13 protein-coding genes and 1 pseudogene are annotated in these 16,428 nt (G+C 70.0%); 6 read left to right on the plus strand and 8 right to left on the minus strand.

The window, feature by feature from the left end; translation table 11 throughout:
• Positions 1–3: 3 nt before the first annotated feature.
• From FVO59_RS06865 to FVO59_RS06880, 4 genes are all read left to right on the plus strand, one after another.
• Positions 4–888, plus strand: a complete 885-nt coding sequence (locus FVO59_RS06865) for an ABC transporter ATP-binding protein (RefSeq protein ID WP_346265689.1) — start codon at positions 4–6, stop codon at positions 886–888.
• A gap of 87 nt (positions 889–975) precedes the next feature.
• Positions 976–2,007: an ABC transporter substrate-binding protein gene (locus FVO59_RS06870; protein WP_182255983.1), complete on the plus strand. Its 1,032-nt coding sequence runs from the start codon at positions 976–978 to the stop codon at positions 2,005–2,007.
• Positions 2,008–2,036: 29 nt separating this feature from the next.
• Positions 2,037–4,124 carry an iron ABC transporter permease gene (locus tag FVO59_RS06875; RefSeq protein ID WP_182256572.1) on the plus strand — a complete coding sequence of 696 codons (2,088 nt, stop codon included), beginning with the start codon at positions 2,037–2,039 and terminating at the stop codon, positions 4,122–4,124.
• 146 nt (positions 4,125–4,270) lie between these two features.
• Complete coding sequence (locus FVO59_RS06880; RefSeq protein ID WP_182255985.1) at positions 4,271–4,939, plus strand: GTP pyrophosphokinase; 669 nt, start codon at positions 4,271–4,273, stop codon at positions 4,937–4,939.
• Between the two features lie 21 nt (positions 4,940–4,960).
• Here FVO59_RS06880 and FVO59_RS06885 read toward each other — a convergent pair whose 3' ends face one another.
• Positions 4,961–6,175: an amidohydrolase gene (locus FVO59_RS06885; protein ID WP_182255987.1), complete on the minus strand. Its 1,215-nt coding sequence runs from the start codon at positions 6,173–6,175 to the stop codon at positions 4,961–4,963.
• Between the two features lie 78 nt (positions 6,176–6,253).
• A complete protein-coding gene (locus FVO59_RS06890) occupies positions 6,254–7,765 on the minus strand; it encodes a SulP family inorganic anion transporter (protein WP_182255989.1) in 1,512 nt (503 codons plus the stop codon).
• A gap of 139 nt (positions 7,766–7,904) precedes the next feature.
• Here FVO59_RS06890 and FVO59_RS06895 point away from each other — a divergent pair, with 139 nt between their 5' ends.
• Entirely contained in the window at positions 7,905–8,258 is a 354-nt protein-coding gene (locus tag FVO59_RS06895) for a MerR family transcriptional regulator (protein WP_182256575.1), read from the plus strand.
• A 264-nt stretch (positions 8,259–8,522) separates the two neighbouring features.
• Positions 8,523–8,726 carry a cold-shock protein gene (locus FVO59_RS06900; RefSeq protein WP_071643350.1) on the plus strand — a complete coding sequence of 68 codons (204 nt, stop codon included), beginning with the start codon at positions 8,523–8,525 and terminating at the stop codon, positions 8,724–8,726.
• A gap of 57 nt (positions 8,727–8,783) precedes the next feature.
• On the opposite strand, the gene nhaA is transcribed toward FVO59_RS06900, so the two are convergent.
• From nhaA to FVO59_RS06930, 6 genes and pseudogenes are all read right to left on the minus strand, one after another.
• Complete coding sequence (gene nhaA, locus FVO59_RS06905; RefSeq protein WP_220465708.1) at positions 8,784–10,064, minus strand: Na+/H+ antiporter NhaA; 1,281 nt, start codon at positions 10,062–10,064, stop codon at positions 8,784–8,786.
• Positions 10,065–10,141: 77 nt separating this feature from the next.
• Positions 10,142–10,837, minus strand: a complete 696-nt coding sequence (locus tag FVO59_RS06910) for a potassium channel family protein (RefSeq protein WP_182255993.1) — start codon at positions 10,835–10,837, stop codon at positions 10,142–10,144.
• 32 nt (positions 10,838–10,869) lie between these two features.
• Positions 10,870–12,210, minus strand: a complete 1,341-nt coding sequence (locus FVO59_RS06915; protein WP_259363484.1) for a TrkH family potassium uptake protein — start codon at positions 12,208–12,210, stop codon at positions 10,870–10,872.
• Entirely contained in the window at positions 12,207–12,887 is a 681-nt protein-coding gene (locus FVO59_RS06920; protein WP_182255995.1) for a response regulator, read from the minus strand. Before FVO59_RS06920 ends, FVO59_RS06915 begins: the two co-directional genes overlap by 4 nt.
• Positions 12,884–14,350: pseudogene (locus FVO59_RS06925) on the minus strand (sensor histidine kinase); the annotation flags it as partial. The gene FVO59_RS06920 and the pseudogene FVO59_RS06925, both read right to left, overlap by 4 nt.
• 8 nt (positions 14,351–14,358) lie before the next feature.
• On the minus strand, positions 14,359–16,413 hold the full coding sequence (locus tag FVO59_RS06930) for an APC family permease (protein WP_259363524.1): 2,055 nt from the start codon (positions 16,411–16,413) through the stop codon (positions 14,359–14,361).
• Between the last annotated feature and the right edge of the window lie 15 nt (positions 16,414–16,428).

Raw genomic sequence — 16,428 nt, forward strand, 5'->3', positions numbered from 1 at the left:
AACGTGAACAACCCGATCGAGGAATCCGCCCTCCCGGCGGCCTCGCCGGCACCTCGCGCCGACGAGCTGCACGGCGACGCGCTGGCGCTGAGCTACGGTCGCACCCGCGTCGTGCACGAGGTCTCGCTGCACCTGCGCCCCGGCGTCGTCACCGCGCTCATCGGCCCCAACGGCAGCGGCAAGTCGACGGCGCTGCGCGCCCTCGCCCGCCTGCACCGGGTCGACGAGGGCATCGTGCGCGTCAGCGGTGCTCGGGGCGAGCGCGATGCGGCATCCCTCTCGGCGAAGGAGTTCGCCCGCACCGTCGCGATGCTGTCTCAGTCGAGGCCGCACCCGTCCGGACTCGAGGTGCGCGACGTCGTCGCCTACGGCCGTCATCCGCACCGCGGCCGCTTCGCCGGCATGACGGATGCCGACCGCTCGGTGATCGCGCACGCCCTGGAGCTGACCGACCTCGACGGCATGGCGCACCGCCCCGTCGACGAGCTGTCCGGCGGCGAGCTGCAGCGCGTGTGGCTCGCCACCGCGCTCGCGCAGGACACGGGCATCCTGCTGCTCGACGAGCCGACCAACCATCTCGACCTGCGCTACCAGGTCGAGACGCTCGATCTGGTCTGCGACCTCGCAGATCGCGGCACCGCCGTCGGCGTCGTGCTGCACGACCTCAGCCATGCCGCCTCGGTCGCCGACGAGGTCGTGCTGATGCACCGCGGCCGCGTGCATGCGGCCGGCAGCCCCGCCGCCGTGCTCACCTCCGAGCACCTCACCGAGGTGTACGGCCTGCCCATCGACGCCGACCTCGACACCCGCACCGGACGCGTGCAGGTCACCCCGCGAGGCCGCCACCACGACCGCGCTCGCCGCGCGCTCTCCGCGCTCTCGGCCTGACTCCGCTTCTGCCCCCGAACCGCTTCTGCCCCCGAACCGCTTCTGCCCCCGAACCGCCAATCACCCGAATCCACGGAGCCTCCTCTGATGAACAAGCCCCTCGCCGCCCTCGCGACCCTCGGCGCGCTCACCTTCGCCCTCACCGCCTGCGGCACCACGCAGTCAGCCGAGAATCCCGCCGATGAGAAGACCGCTGCGGCGACCGGCGTCGGCTGCGCCGACGACAGCACCGCCACGGCGACCGGCCCTGTCGAGCTGACCGACGCCTTCGGCCGCACCGTGAAGCTCGACAAGCCTGCCGCCAAGGTCGCCGTGCTCGAGTGGCAGCAGATCGAGGACGTGCTCTCGCTGTGCCTCACCCCCGTCGCCGTCGCGGACGCGGAGGGCTACAGCACCTGGGACACCGCCGAGAAGCTGCCCGAGGGCGTGAAGGACGTCGGAACCCGCCAGGAGCCCAACCTCGATGCGCTGTTCGCCACCGAGCCCGACCTCGTGATCGTCGAGGCGTACACGCGCGACGACGCGATCATCGCTCAGCTCGAGAAGTACGGCGTTCCCGTGCTCGCCACCCTCGGCGCGAACGCCGAGGACCCGATCGCGCAGATGCTCGACACCTTCGACCTGATCGCCGAGGCCACCGGCCGCACCGAGCGCGCCGACGTCGTGAAGGGCGAGTTCGAGCAGAAGCTCGACGACGCAAAGGCCGAGGTCGCCGACGCGTCGCTCGAAGGCGCGCCGTTCGTGTTCTTCGACGGCTGGGTCGACGGCGGCAACGTGTCGCTGCGTCCGTTCGGTCAGGGCTCGCTGATCGGCGAGATCGGCGAGGAGCTGGGCCTGACGAACGCCTGGACCGGCGAAGTCGACCCGGCGTACGGACTCGGTCAGACCGACATCGAGGGCATGACCACGATCGGCGACGCGATGCTGCTGCACAGCGGCACCGCCGACCCCGACTCGGAGAGCTTCGTCGACGCAGCCCAGAAGAACCCCGCCTGGGCATCCATCCCCGCGGTGAAGAACGACGACGTGCACGCGTTCCCCGCCGGCATCTGGACCTTCGGCGGCCCGCGCTCCGCCGAGCAGATCATCGACGCCTACGTCGACGTCATCACCAAGTGACCGTGAGCGGGCCGGGGGCCGGTTACGAGATGGAGGCCGGCACGCCAGATGCCGGACCGGATGCCCGGACCCGTCCGGCATCCGGAGCGTCGGCCGACGGATCGTCACCCGAGCAACCGCGCCCGCGCGGGCGCCTCACCGCCGCGGGGGCGCTGCTCGCCCTCGTGGCGGTGCTCGCGGCATCCGCCCTGTGGCACCTGACCCAGGGCACGAGCGGGCAGGTGCTCGCCGACCCTGAGATCCTGTACGGCTCACGCCTGCCGAGACTCGCCGCGGGCGTGGCCGTCGGCCTCGCGCTCGGGGTCGCGGGCTTGCTCATGCAGTCGCTCTCGCGCAATCCGCTCGCCTCGCCCGACACGCTCGGCGTCACCGGAGGCGCCTATTTCGCCGTCACGGCGGTCACCGCCTTCGGTCTCAGCATCCCGTTCTGGGCGTCGGGTCTGGTCGCCTTCGCGGGCGGCCTGGGGGCCGCAGCCCTCGTGCTCGGCCTCGCCGGCGGCGCGGCCTCGTCGACCACCAGGCTGGTGCTCGCGGGCTCCGCGCTCGCCCTCGCTCTTCAGGCGGGAACCTCGGCGCTGCTCGTGCTGTTCGACGAGGAGACCAAGGGCCTCTTCGCCTGGGGCAGCGGCAGCCTGTCGCAGCTGGGCCTGGAGTCGTTCCTGCGCGCGGCGCCCGTGGTCGTCGTCGGAATCGCACTGGCGCTTGCGCTCACTCGGCGGCTGGACGTGCTCGCCCTGGGCGACGACACCGCGTCGTCGCTGGGCGTCCCGATCCGCTCGACGCGCGTCATCGGCATCCTGCTGTCCGTGGTGCTCACCGCCGCCGCGGTCACCCTCGCCGGGCCCATCGGCTTCGTCGGCCTGTGCGCTCCCGTGCTCGCACGGCTGCTGTCGCGGCTCGTGCCCGCGCTCGGTCGTCACCTGCTGCTCATCCCCACGGCCGCCCTCATCGGCGCGATCGTCGTCGTCCTCGCGGATGCCGTGCTGCGCGCGCTCATCGGAGCCGAGGGCGCCATCGCGGTCCCCACCGGCGTCGCGACCACGCTGCTCGGAGCCGTCGTGCTGGTGACGATGGCGCGGCGCCTGCGCGACGCGGGCCCCACCCGCCGCCCGCCGAGCATCCGCTTCGGCGTGCGAAGCACCCGCCGCTTCGCGATCGTGCTGGTCGTCGGCGTCGCCGCGCTCGCCGCCGTGGTCGTGATCGGGATGCTCGTCGGCGCGACGCCCCTGCTCACCGGAGACATCGCGCTGTGGCTGCAGAACCAGGCTCCGCCGTTGGTCGCCTTCGCGCTCGACGAGCGCGCGCCGCGGGTGATCGCCGCGGTCGTCGCCGGCGGCGCCCTCGCCCTCGCGGGAACGGTGACGCAGGCCGTCAGTCGCAACCCGCTCGCCGAGCCGGGACTGCTCGGCATCACGGGAGGCGCAGGACTCGGCGCCGTGCTGATCGTCACGAGCGCCGCCGCATCGACGTTCGGGATGCTCGTGGCAGCCGTCCTCGGTGCTCTGCTGGCCTTCGGGCTCGTGTACTCGCTCGCGTGGCGTGGCGGCCTGAGCGCCGACCGGCTCGTGCTCATCGGCATCGGCGTCTGGTACGGCAGCACGGCGCTGACGACGTTCGTGCTGCTGCGCTCGAACCCGTGGGACACCCCGAAGATCTACACCTGGCTGTCGGGCACGACGTACGGGCGCATCTGGGAGCAGGTCGTGCCGCTGGCGATCGTGCTGCTGATCGCGCTGCCGTTCGTGATCGCGCAGCGTCGCGATCTCGACATCCTCGCCATGGACGAGGACACTCCCCGCTTGGTGGGCATCCGGCTGGAGCGCACGCGCCTGGCGCTTCTGGTGGCGGCGGCCCTGCTGGCGGCCTTCAGCGTGGCGGCGGTCGGCGTGGTGGGGTTCGTCGGCCTCGTCGCACCGCATGCGGCGCGCGCGCTGGTGGGAGCACGCCACTCGCGGGTGATCCCCGTCGCGGTCGTGCTCGGTGCCGTGCTGGTCGGGGTGGCGGATGCCATCGGCCGCACCGTCCTCGCCCCCGCACAGCTTCCGGCCGGCCTCGTCGTCGCGATGCTCGGGGCCCCGTACTTCGTCTGGCTGCTCTGGCGCTCCCGCGACGCCTGACGCCCTTCCCTTCGCCGACACCCCCAGTTGCCGCCGACACCCCCAGGTGCGGCCGTCCGCAGATAGGGGTGTCGGCATGAAGTGGGGGTCTCGGCAGGGGGCGGATGCCCAGCCGATTCCGAACGGGCGGGGCTAGGGTCGGGGGCATGACGACTCTTCCCGTCGACGACGCCGCGATCGCCGAGGCGAAGCAGCTGCGCGACGCGTTCCAGCGCTTCCTGCGCGAGTACGAGTTCGGCATGCGCGAGGTCGAGACGAAGATCTCGATCCTGCGCGACGAGTTCACGCACATGCACGCGTACAACCCGATCGAGCACGTGAAGAGCCGGCTCAAGTCGCCGGACAGCATCGTCGAGAAGGTCGCGCGCAAGGGCATCGACGCCGACTTCGAGGTGATCCGCCGTGAGATCACCGACATCGCCGGGGTGCGCGTGACGTGCAGCTTCGTCAGCGACGTGTACCGTCTCTTCGACCTGCTCACCCAGCAGGACGACGTGACCGTGCGCGCCGTGAAGGACTACATCGCTCAGCCGAAGGAGAACGGCTACCGCAGCCTGCACGCGATCGTCGAGGTGCCGGTGTTCCTGTCGACGGGACCGGTGCTGATCCCCGTCGAGGTGCAGTTCCGCACCATCGCGATGGACTTCTGGGCCAGCCTCGAGCACAAGATCCACTACAAGTTCGCCGGCCGTGTACCAGGGCACCTCGTGCAGAGTCTCACCGACGCCGCCGAGGCAGCCGGTGAGCTCGACGTGCGCATGGAGCGCCTGCATCGCGAGGCGCACGAGAGCAATCAGAGGGTCATCGAGGCCTGATCAGCCCGCGCGGCGGCCCGATCAGTCGAGGAACTCCCTGGCAGCGGTCGCCAGCGCGGTGACGCCGACCTCGATCGTCGGGTGGATCGCCGGGGCGAAGAACGGCGAGTGGTTCGTCGGGATGTCCTTGTCGACGGTGTCGTTCGCCACGGCATCCGCGAAGACCTTGGGATCGACCCCGCCCCAGAACCAGAACACCAGAGGCACGCCCGCATCGCGGGCGAACCACGACACGTCCTCGCTGCCCGTGAACAGGCCGGGGTCGATCACCGACTGCTCGCCGAAGACGCCCTGGAACGCCGAGACCACGCGGGCGCTCGCGTCGGCGTCGTTGATCGTGGCCGGCAGCGTGTGCAGGGTCGAGATCTCGGGCTCCCGCTCTGCTCCGGATGCCATGGCCTCGGCCCGGACGACGCGCTCGACCTTCTCGAGCACCTTCTCGCGCAGCTGCTCGTCGGGGTAGCGCAGGCTGAGCTGCAGCGTGGCGTCGGCGGGGATGATGTTGTTCTTGGTGCCGGCGTGGATCGCGCCGACGGTCACGACCGCGAGATCGTGCGGGTCGACCTCTCGCGAGACGACGGTCTGCAGCCGCATGATCGTCGACGCGGCCATGACGATCGGGTCGATCGTCGAGTGGGGGCGCGAGCCGTGCCCGCCGCGGCCGTACAGCACGACCTGGATGCCGTCGGACGCCGACATCTGCGGGCCGGGGCGCACGCCGATCGTGCCGGCCGGCAGGGGCGTCACGTGCTGGCCGAGCACCACATCGGGGCGCGGGAAGCGATCGAGCGCGCCGTCATCGAGCATCGCCCTGGCACCGGCGCCGTACTCCTCGGCGGGCTGGATCACCACGACCACCGTGCCCGACCACTGATCGCGCTCGGCGACCAGGCGCTCGACGGCGCCGATCATGGCGGTCACGTGCATGTCGTGACCGCAGGCGTGCATCACGCCGACCGTGTTGCCGTCGGGATCGACCCCCGTCGCCGTCGACGCGTAGGCGAGGCCGGTCTCCTCGACGACGGGCAGCGCGTCCATGTCGGCCCGCAGCCAGACCACGGGGCCGTCGCCGTTCGTCAGCACCCCGACCACGCCGGTGATGCCGACGCCGTCGGTCACCTCGAGACCCAGATCGCGCAGGTGCGCCGCGGCGATGCCCGCCGTGCGCGTCTCCTGGAACGACAGCTCGGGATGCTTGTGCAGATCGATGTAGAGGGCTTCGAGGTCGACGGTCATGGCACCGACTCTAGCCAGTGGCATCCGGCATACCGGCATTCACCGCCCGCCCCGTTGACGCCCGAGCTGCCCCCGGATTCAGTGGCCCGCGTTCAGACCACCGCTCAGGCGGTCGCGGAATGCCGCAGCCGTGTCGTTGAGCCCCGTGATCTCGACGGCTGTGCCGTGGGCGGCGTACTTCGTGATCACGGCGTCGAGCGCGGCGACCGTCGAGGCGTCCCAGATGTGCGAGCGCGACATGTCGATGACCACTCGGCGGGGATCGGCCGCGTACTCGAACTGCGTCGTCAGGTCGTTGCTCGACGCGAAGAACAGCTCGCCGTCGACCCGGTAGCGGGCGGTGTCGCCGTCGACCTCGCGGGTCACCGTGACGAAGTGGGCGACACGGCGGGCGAACATCACCATGGCGGTGAGCACACCGAGCACGACGCCGATCGCGAGGTTGTGGGTGACGACCGTCGCGACGACGGTGATCAGCATCACGGCTGTCTCGCTCTTGGGCATCCGCCGCAGAGTGCCGAGACGGATGCTGTGCCAGTCGAAGGTCGCGACCGAGACGAAGATCATCACGGCGACGAGCGCGGCCATGGGGATGATCGCGACGAGATCGCCGAGCACCAGCACCAGCACCAGCAGGAACGCTCCGGCCAGGAAGGTCGAGATCCGGGTGCGGGCCCCCGAGGCCTTCACGTTGATCATGGTCTGCCCGATCATGGCGCACCCGCCCATGCCGCCGAACAGGCCGGACAGGATGTTCGCCCCGCCCTGGCCGAGAGCCTCCCGGGTCTTGCGGGAGTGCGTGTCGGTGATGTCGTCGACCAGCTTGGCCGTCATCAGCGACTCCATCAGACCGACGAGCGCCATGGCGAGGGCGTACGGGCCGATGATGCCGAGCGTCTCGAGAGTGAACGGCACATTCGGTATGAAGAGGGCAGGCAGGCTGGTCGGCAGCTCGCCCTGGTCGCCGACGTTCGGGACGCGGATGCCCAGGGCGACCACGGCGACGGTGAGCACGACGATCGCGACGAGCGGCGCGGGCACGGCCTTCGTCGCCCGCGGGAGCAGGAACACGATCGCGAGGCCGATCGCGGTCAGCGGGTACACGGCCCACGGCACCCCGATCAGCTGCGGCACCTGCGCCGAGAAGATGAGGATGGCGAGGGCGTTCACGAACCCGACCATGACGGAGCGCGGGATGAAGCGCATGAGCTTCGCGACGCCGAGCGCGCCCAGCAGCAGCTGGATGACTCCGGCGAGGATCACCGTGGCGATGAAGTACTCCATGCCGTGCTCGCGCACCACCGGCGCGATGACGAGGGCGACTGCGCCGGTGGCGGCCGAGATCATCGCCGGGCGCCCACCGAGGAAGGAGATCGTGACCGCCATGATGAACGATGAGAACAGGCCGACGCGGGGGTCGACTCCCGCGATGATCGAGAAGGCGATCGCCTCGGGGATCAGCGCCAGCGCGACGACCAGACCCGCGAGCACCTCACGGGTCAGCAGGCGAGGGCTGCGCAGCGCCTGCCGGACGGTCGGCTCGATGCGGTACCGCGACCCGTGATCGCGGGCGGGGGTGACGGCGGTCATGATGCTCCTCGGATGAGGGTGCGCGCGGCGCAGCCGGGCGGGAGAGAATGGGGAGGGCGGAGACGAAGCCGCCCGACAGCAGACTCTAACGTAACGTGAGGTTTGCGCGGAAACCGGAGGTCGCGTGGAACAGCTGAAGATGCGCATCGGCGATGTCGCCGAGCGCACCTCGCTCTCCCTTCGCACGCTCCGGCACTACGACGAGATGGGGCTGGTCGAGCCGTCCGCGCGCACGCACGGGGGCTTCCGGCTCTACACCGAAGACGATGTGAGCCGTCTCATGCTCGTGCGCCGCATGAAGCCGCTCGGCTACACCCTCGAGGAGATGCGCGAGCTTCTGCTCGTGGTCGACGCCGTTCGCGCTGATCCCGACGACATCTCGGCCGCTGCCCGTCTGGACGAGCTGCGGGTGGAGGCCAGCGACCGTCGCGCGCGCCTCGCCGCGCAGGTCGAGATGGCCGACGAGTTCCTGGAGCAGCTCGACGGAGTCTGAGCCCCGCCCGTCGGGTTGCCGATGCCGGCGTGGTACCGTTGCGTGTCCCTCCGCCGGAGGGCCCACTCTCACAAGGCTCGCGAATCTCGCTGCAGCCCATCACCCCGATCCCTTCCCGCGTGTGAGTTCCGCGGACCCGGATCCCCGATCCCGTCGGATCGCGCATCGCGCCAGTCGATCGGCATCGTCTCTTCGTGCCCGCCGGACAGTTCAGCGGGGCATAGCGATCGCGACAGCGATCAGAACAACAGAAAGCAGAAGCACATGGCCACTGGCACTGTGAAATGGTTCAACTCCGAGAAGGGCTTCGGCTTCATCGCTCCCGATGACGGCTCGGACGACCTGTTCGCGCACTTCTCGGCGATCGAGGGCAACGGCTACAAGGAGCTCACCGAGAACCAGAAGGTCGAGTTCGAGCCCGAGCGCGGCCCCAAGGGCATGCAGGCGGCGAAGATCCGCGCGCTCTGACCCGAGCATCATGAACCGGCCGGGGCCTTCGGGCTCCGGCCGGTTCGTCGTTCTCGGTCAACTCGATTCGTATCTGCGGTAACGACGGTTACGCAGGCCGAGGAGGACGGATGCCAGCAGCGCCGCGCTCACCGACGCGGTGAGGATCGCCACCTTGGCCTGGTCGTGATGCGGGTCGTCGACGCTGAAGCTCAGCTCGGCGACCAGCAGCGAGACGGTGAAGCCAATGCCCGCGAGCAGCCCGACCCCGATGATGTCGATCCACTGCAGCGAGGGGTCGAGGTTGATCCGTCGCACACGGGTCACGATCCACGTCGCCGCGGCGATGCCGAGCGGCTTGCCGACGACGAGTCCGAGGATGATGCCCAGCACGACCGGGTCGCTGAGCGCCGAGACGAAGCCCTCGGCGCCGCCGATCGCCACACCGGCCGAGAAGAAGGCGAAGACGGGCACGGCGATTCCGCTGGAGATGGGCCGGAACCGGTGCTCGAAGACCTCGGCGAGGCCGGGCCCCGCGTCATCTCGGCGGTCCTTGCGGCGGTGCAGTACCGGGATCGTGAAGCCCAGCAGCACGCCCGCGATCGTCGCATGGATGCCGGACGCGTGCACCAGCGCCCAGGCGACGAAGCCGAGCGGAAGCAGGATGAGCCATGCCGCCGCCGGACGCAGGTGGAAGAACTGCCGGTATCGCTGGGCGATCGCGCCATACACGGCGATGGTCGCCAGAGCCAGCAGAAGCGGCACGATCTCGATGGTGTCGGTGTAGAAGATCGCGATGATCCCGATCGCGACGAGGTCGTCGACGACCGCGAGCGTGAGCAGGAAGATGCGCAGCGCGCTCGGCAGGTGGGATCCGATGATCGCCAGCACCGCGACGGCGAAGGCGATGTCGGTGGCGGTGGGGATGGCCCAGCCGTCGGCCGCGCCGGCTGTGCCCGAGGTGACCGCCACGTAGATCAGAGCGGGCACCGCGACGCCGCCGAGGGCGGCGACCACCGGAACCACGGCCGTGCTGAACTGGCGCAGATCGCCCGCGACGAACTCGCGCTTGAGCTCGAGGCCGACGAGGAAGAAGAAGACCGCGAGTAGACCGTCGGCGGCCCATTGCCCCAGCGTCAGCCGCAGGTGCCAGGGCTCATAGCCGAACTCGATGTCGCGAAGGGCGAAGTACCCCTCCGCCCATGGCGAGTTGGCCCACAGCAGAGCCAGGGCAGCTGCGACGACCAGGAGCAGGCCGCCGACGGTCTCCTTGCGGAGGATCTGTCCGATGCGGACGGACTCGGCCTTCGAGGAGGACGGGAACAGGGTGCGGCGAAGCCGCGACGGGGAACGTGTCATGGGGATCTTTCCGGTCGACCGACGATGACGTCGACCAGGCTTCCCGACACTCCTCATCCAGCCTATCAAAGGGGTCGTCAGCGCAGTTGCGCGAAACGCTCCACGCGATTGATCGGACCCATCACGAGCATTGTGTCGCCCGGACCCAGCACCGTCTCGGGAGCGGCATTGGTCCACTCGCCGTGTTCATGCCGATACGCCGCGATGGTGATCCCGTAGGTTGCGCGCACCCCCGCCGTGGCGAGGGTCATCCCGTGCAGCAGCTGCGGTGCGACGGTCTTGACGACGGCGAAGCCCCGGTCGATCTCGAGGTAGTCGGCCGCGGCGCCGCGCACGAGGTGTGCGACCCGGCGCCCCATGTCCTTCTCGGGGTAGATCACCCGGTGCACGCCGAGCTGCTCGAGTACCGCTCCGTGCCTTTCGTCGACAGCCTTCGCCCAGATCACCGGCACTTCCAGGCGGAGCAGCAGCGAGGCGGTGAGGATCGACGCGGTGATGTCGTTGCCGATCGACACGACCACCCGGTCGAAGTCGCCGATGCCGAGCTGATCGAGGACGTCGAGCTTGGTGGAGTCGGCGCGGACCACCTGGGTCAGCTCGCCGTTCAGCGACTGGACGATGTCTTCGTCGACGTCGACTCCCAGCACGTCGGTGCCGGATGCCATGAGCTCCAGCGCCAGCGAGATGCCGAAACGGCCGAGGCCGATCACGGCCACGGAGTCGGCTTCGGCGATGCGCCGCGGTGTGCGTCCGAAGGAGAGGAAGGACGACATCTCGTTCCTTTCGTGTGTTGAGCGCCGGCGGATCATCCGATCGCCGGACGCTCCTTGGGCAGTTCATAGGCGATCCGCCGCTCGCGCAGCGCGAGAGCCGAACCGAGGGTGAGGGGGCCGATACGGCCGAGGAACATGAGCAGCACGAGGATCATCTGCGCCGCGGGCGGCAGAGACGCGGTGATACCCGTCGACAGGCCCACGGTGCCGAAGGCCGACACGACTTCGAACAGCACGCGGTCGAGGTCGAGGTCAGTCATCGCGAGGATGGCGATCACCCCGGCCATGACGGCGGCGAGCGCGACGAGCACCACGGTGATCGCCTCGCGGTGCACGGCGCGCGAGAGCCGCTTGCCGAACACGTTCACGGCGGCGCCGCCACGCAGCTCGGTCCACAGGATGAAGAACAGCACGGCGAACGTCGTCACCTTGATGCCGCCAGCGGTGCCGGCGGGGCCGCCGCCGATGAACATCAGCACGTCGGTGATCAGCCAGGTCTCGTCGTTCATCGCACCGACGTCGACGCTGTTGAACCCGGCTGTGCGGGCCTGGGTCGAATAGACGAATCCGGCCAGCACCCGCGACCACGGGTCGAGCGACCCGAAGGTGCGCGGGTTGCCCCACTCGATCACCGTCACACTCAGGGCGCCCACCGTGAGCAGGGCGACGGTCGCGGTGAGCACGATGCGCGTGTTCATGGTCCAGTGCAGCGGCCGGCGCAGCTCGCGGCGCAGCTGGCGCAGAACGGGGAAGCCCAGCCCGCCGAGGATGATCGCGGCGCAGATCGGCAGGGTGATCCAGGGATCGGAGACGAAGCCCATGAGGCTGTCGGTGTAGAGCGCGAAGCCGGCGTTGTTGAACGACGAGACGGCGTGGAACACGGCGTGCCGCGCTGCGCGACCGACGTCGTAGCCATGGCCGGTCAGGAAGCGCACGAACAGAATCACCGCGACGATGGCCTCGATGGTGAGGGTGGTGAGCAGGATGCCCGTCGCCAGGCGCCGAACATCGCCCGCGCCGGGCGACTTCGTCTCGGTCGTCGTGATCATGCGCGAGCGCACCGACAGCCGTCGGGCGAGCGCGAGCCCGATCAACGCGGCGAACAGCATGATCCCCAGCCCGCCGAGCTGGATGAGCAGCATGATGACGACCTTGCCGAATGCGCTCCAGTGCACCGCGGTGTCGACCACGATGAGACCGGTCACGCACACCGCCGAAGTGGACGTGAAGAGCGCTTCGAGAGGGCCGGTCCACTGCCCGTCGGCCGATGAGATGGGCAGCATGAGCACCAGGGCGCCGAGCAGAATGGCCGCGGCGAATCCTGTCACGATCACCTGGGCGGGTGCGAGGTGTCGTGCGAGCCTCGCTCTCACGCGAGCACCAGCCGGTAGCCCATCCCCGCTTCGGTGAGGAGGTGCTCCGGTCGGCCCGGTTCGCGTTCGAGCTTCTTGCGCAGCTGCGACATGTACAGCCGCAGATACCCCGAGTCGGTCACCTGGTCGCTGCCCCAGATCTCGCGCAGCAGCTCGTGACGGGTGACGAGGGCGCCGGGATGCCGGCACAGGTGCTCCAGCATCCGCCACTCGGTCGGCGTGAGATGCACCGGCGCGCCGGCGCGGGTGACGAGGGTGGCGGCGAGGTCGACGACCACGTCGCCGAACCGCACCACCGACTCCGCCGTCTCGCCGATCGGCGCGGCGCGGCGCGCGAGGGCGCGCAGGCGCGCAAGCAGCTCGTCGACCTGGAACGGCTTGGTCACGAAGTCGTCGGCCCCGGCATCCAGCGCATCGACCTTGTCGGCCGAGCCGGTGCGGCCGGAGACGACGATGATCGGTGCCCGGGTCCAGCCGCGCAGCGCGTGGATCACCTCCATGCCGTCCAGCCGCGGCATCCCGAGGTCGAGCAGGATGATGTCGGGATGCGACTGAGCTGCGAGCGTGATCGCCTCGGCGCCGTCGGATGCGGCGATCACGTCGTAGCCGTGCGCGGCGAGCGTGATGCGCAGGGCCCGCACGAGCTGCGGATCGTCGTCGGCGATAAGAAGCTTCACTCCGTCTCCTCCCCAGGGGAAGCCGGATGGGATCCGGACGGAGGGGCGAGGGGAAGCGAGACGATCATGGTCAGCCCGCCGCCGGGGGTGTCCTCGGGGATGAGCGTGCCGCCCATGCCCTCGGTGAAGCCCTTCGACAGGGCGAGCCCCAGCCCCAGGCCGGTGGTGTTGTCGGTGTCGCCCAGGCGCTGGAAGGGTGCGAACATGCTCTCCTGTCGTGCCGCGGGGACGCCGACGCCGCGGTCGATGACCCGGATCTCGCCGTAGCCTCCGCGCCGCGCGGTCGAGACCAGCACGGGCTCGCCCGCCGGCGCGTGCCGATGCGCGTTGGCGAGCAGATTGACGACCACGCGCTGCAGCAGCACCGCATCGGCGAGCAGCGGCGCGAGTCCTGGGTCGAGTCGCAGCTCGACCTCCGAGGGCGGAAGGCTCAGCTCGTCGAGAGCGGCGAGCACGGTGTTCTCGGCATCGGTCGGTGCCAGCGACACGGCCAGCACGCCTGCCTGCACGCGGCTCACGTCGAGCAGGTCGGTGACCAGCGTCGACAGTGTCGCGAGGCTCTCGTCGGCTGTCGCCAGCAGCTCCTCGCGGTCGGCGGGAGAGAGGTCGTGCGCACCGCGGAGTCCGCCGACCGCAGCCATGGCGGAGGCGAGCGGGCGACGTACGTCGTGACTCAGAGCGGAGAGCAGGGCGCTGCGCACCTGGTCGGTCTCGGCCAGTGCCTCGGCCCGCTGCGCGGTGGCGCTGAGGTCGGTGTGCTCCATCGCCGCCCCGAGCTGGGCGACGATCACCTCCAGTAGACGTCGTGCCGGAGCATCCAGTGGTCCGCCGTGCAGTTCGAGCACGGCCTCCGGAGCGCCGTCGGCGTCACGGCCGACCTCGACGGTGGTGGACCGTCCGTCGCGCACCGGCTCGCCGTCGACGGCGAGCACCTCTCCCGAGCGCGACAGCAGGCGCACGCCGCTGAGCCCGAACGCCTCGCGAGCGCGCGAGATCAGCGCCTGCACCGCGTGCTCGCCGCGCAGCACGTTGCCCGCGACTGACACGAGCAGCTCCGCCTCGGCTGTCGCACGCACGGCCGCGCGCCCGCGTCGGGCAGCGACGCTGACGATCAGACCGACCAGCACGGCGATCACCACGTAGAGCGCCAGCGCGATGGCGTGCAGCGGGTGCGCGACGGTGATCGAGAACTGCGGGGCGACGAACAGCAGATCGAGCGTGAGCCCTGAGAGCACGGCGGCGAAGACCGCGGGGAACAGGCCGCCGATCAGGGCCACCACGACCACGAGCAGCTGATACCAGAGCACCTCGGCGGTGATCGACTCGGGGCTCCGCAGCGTGAACAGGGTCCAGGTCAGCAGCGGGCCGAAGATCAGCGCGACCGCGAACCCGGCGACCTGGCGCCGCCATCCGAGCGCCACTCCGGTGACGCGGGGCAGGACGCCCCGCACGCCCGCCGCGCTCTCGCCGCTCATCGCTGCCCTCCCGTTCGCATCCTAGACGCGGGCCCCGCTCCGATGCGCGCGTCGTCGGCTCGCGAATCCGGGTGCCAGGCATCCGCTGCGGCGCCCGTCGATCCGGCATCCGGGGGTCCGGCCGGACGCTGCGCCCGGCGACCGGAGGCCGCCAGCGGTCGACCTGCGCGCTCCTGACCGGGTACGGGACGCGAGCGGCGGCCGTAGATGAGCTCGGACGAGTCGAGCAGCCATGGCACGAGCGTGATCGACACCCCGTGCACGAGCATCAGCTGGTTCGCGATCCGCCTGGCTCGGCGGTTGTGCAGCAGCGCCTCCCACCAGTGGCCGACGATGTACTGCGGCAGGTACACCGTGACGACGCTCGAGCCGTGCTTCTCTCGGTACCGGTCGATGAACTCTGCCACCGGCTGCGCGTACGAGCGATACGGCGAATCGAGGATCACCAGGGGCACGGGCATCCGCCGTGCGGCCCACTCGCGTTGCAGCTGCTTTCCGTCTTCGGCGCTGAGGGCCACGTGCACGGCCAGGGTCTTGTCATGCTGGGCGGCGATGGCGTAGTCGATCGCCTTCAGCACCGGCTTCTGCAGCCGGTTCACCAAGATCAGCGCCACGTCGCCGCTCGAACCGAAGTGGTCGGAGTCGTCGACCGCGATCTCGTGCTCGACGTCGCGGTAGTAGCGCTTCACGCCCATCATCAGCAGCGCCAGCAGCGGTATGGCGAAGAACACCAGATAGGCGCCGTGCGTGAACTTGGTGATGGTCACGATCACGAGCACCAGGACGGTCAGCGTCGCCCCCGCCGAGTTGATCACGAGTCCGGTGTGCGCCGAACGACGGATGGTCGCGGCATCCGCCCCCTCGGTGCGGGCTGTCTCGCGCAGCAGCCGGCGCCAGTGCCGCACCATGCCGATCTGCCCCAGCGAGAACGACACGAACACACCGATGATGTACAGCTGGATGAGGGTGGTCAGCTGCGCACGGAAGACGATGAGCACCGCCATCGCCCCGATGCCGAGCAGGATCATGCCGTTCGAGAACACCAGTCGGTCGCCGCGGGTGTTGAGCGCCTTCGACGCGTAGCCATCGCGGGCGAGCACCGCTCCGAGCAGCGGGAACCCGTTGAACGCGGTGTTCGCCGCCAGCAGCAGCACACAGGCGGTCGCGGCCTGGATCAGGTAGAACGGGATGCTGCCGCCGCCGAAGGTCGCGGCCGCGACCTGAGCCATCAGGCTCGGCTGCGGAGAGGTGCAGTCGAAGCCGATGAGCTCGCACGGGTTCTCGGCGTAATGCACCCCCGAGATGAGAGCAAGGGCGGTGAGACCTGCGAACAGGCAGATCGCTATCGTGCCCATCAGCGTGAGCGTCGTCTGGGCGTTGCGCACCTTCGGTGCGCGGAACGCGGGCACTCCGTTCGACACGGCCTCGACGCCGGTGAGCGCCGAGCAGCCGCTCGAGAAGGCGCGCAGCACGAGCAGGATCACGGCAGCCTGGCTGAGGTCCTCGGCGTGCACTCCGAACTCCGCGCTCGAGGCGACCGGCGGGTCGCCGAGCAGGGTGCGGATCAGCCCGGTGACGATCATCAGCCCCACCGAGCCGATGAAGACGTAGGTGGGGATCGCGAAGACGAGGGATGCCTCGCGAACGCCGCGCAGGTTGATCACCACGATCAGCACGACGAAGCCGACCGCCAGCTCGACGCGCGCGGGGTCGAGCTCGGGGACGGCGGAGATGATGTTGTCGACCCCCGATGCCACCGACACGGCGACGGTGAGCACGTAGTCCACGAGCAGCGCGGCTGCGACGGTCACCCCGGGGATCTCGCCGAGGTTCTTCGACGCCACCTCGTAGTCGCCGCCGCCGGAGGGGTAGGCCTTGATCAGCTGCCGGTAGCTGGGCACGACAACCGCGAGCAGCAGGATGACCGCACCGGCGACCCACGGCGTGAAGCTCAGGAACGCCAGACCCCCGAGGGCGAGGATCATCAGCAGCTCCTGCGGGGCGTACGCCACCGAGCTCAGTGCGTCGGAGGCGAAGATCGGCAGGGCCATGCGCTTGGGCAGCAG

The organism is Microbacterium esteraromaticum (assembly GCF_014084045.1).
GTDB lineage: Bacteria > Actinomycetota > Actinomycetes > Actinomycetales > Microbacteriaceae > Microbacterium > Microbacterium esteraromaticum_D.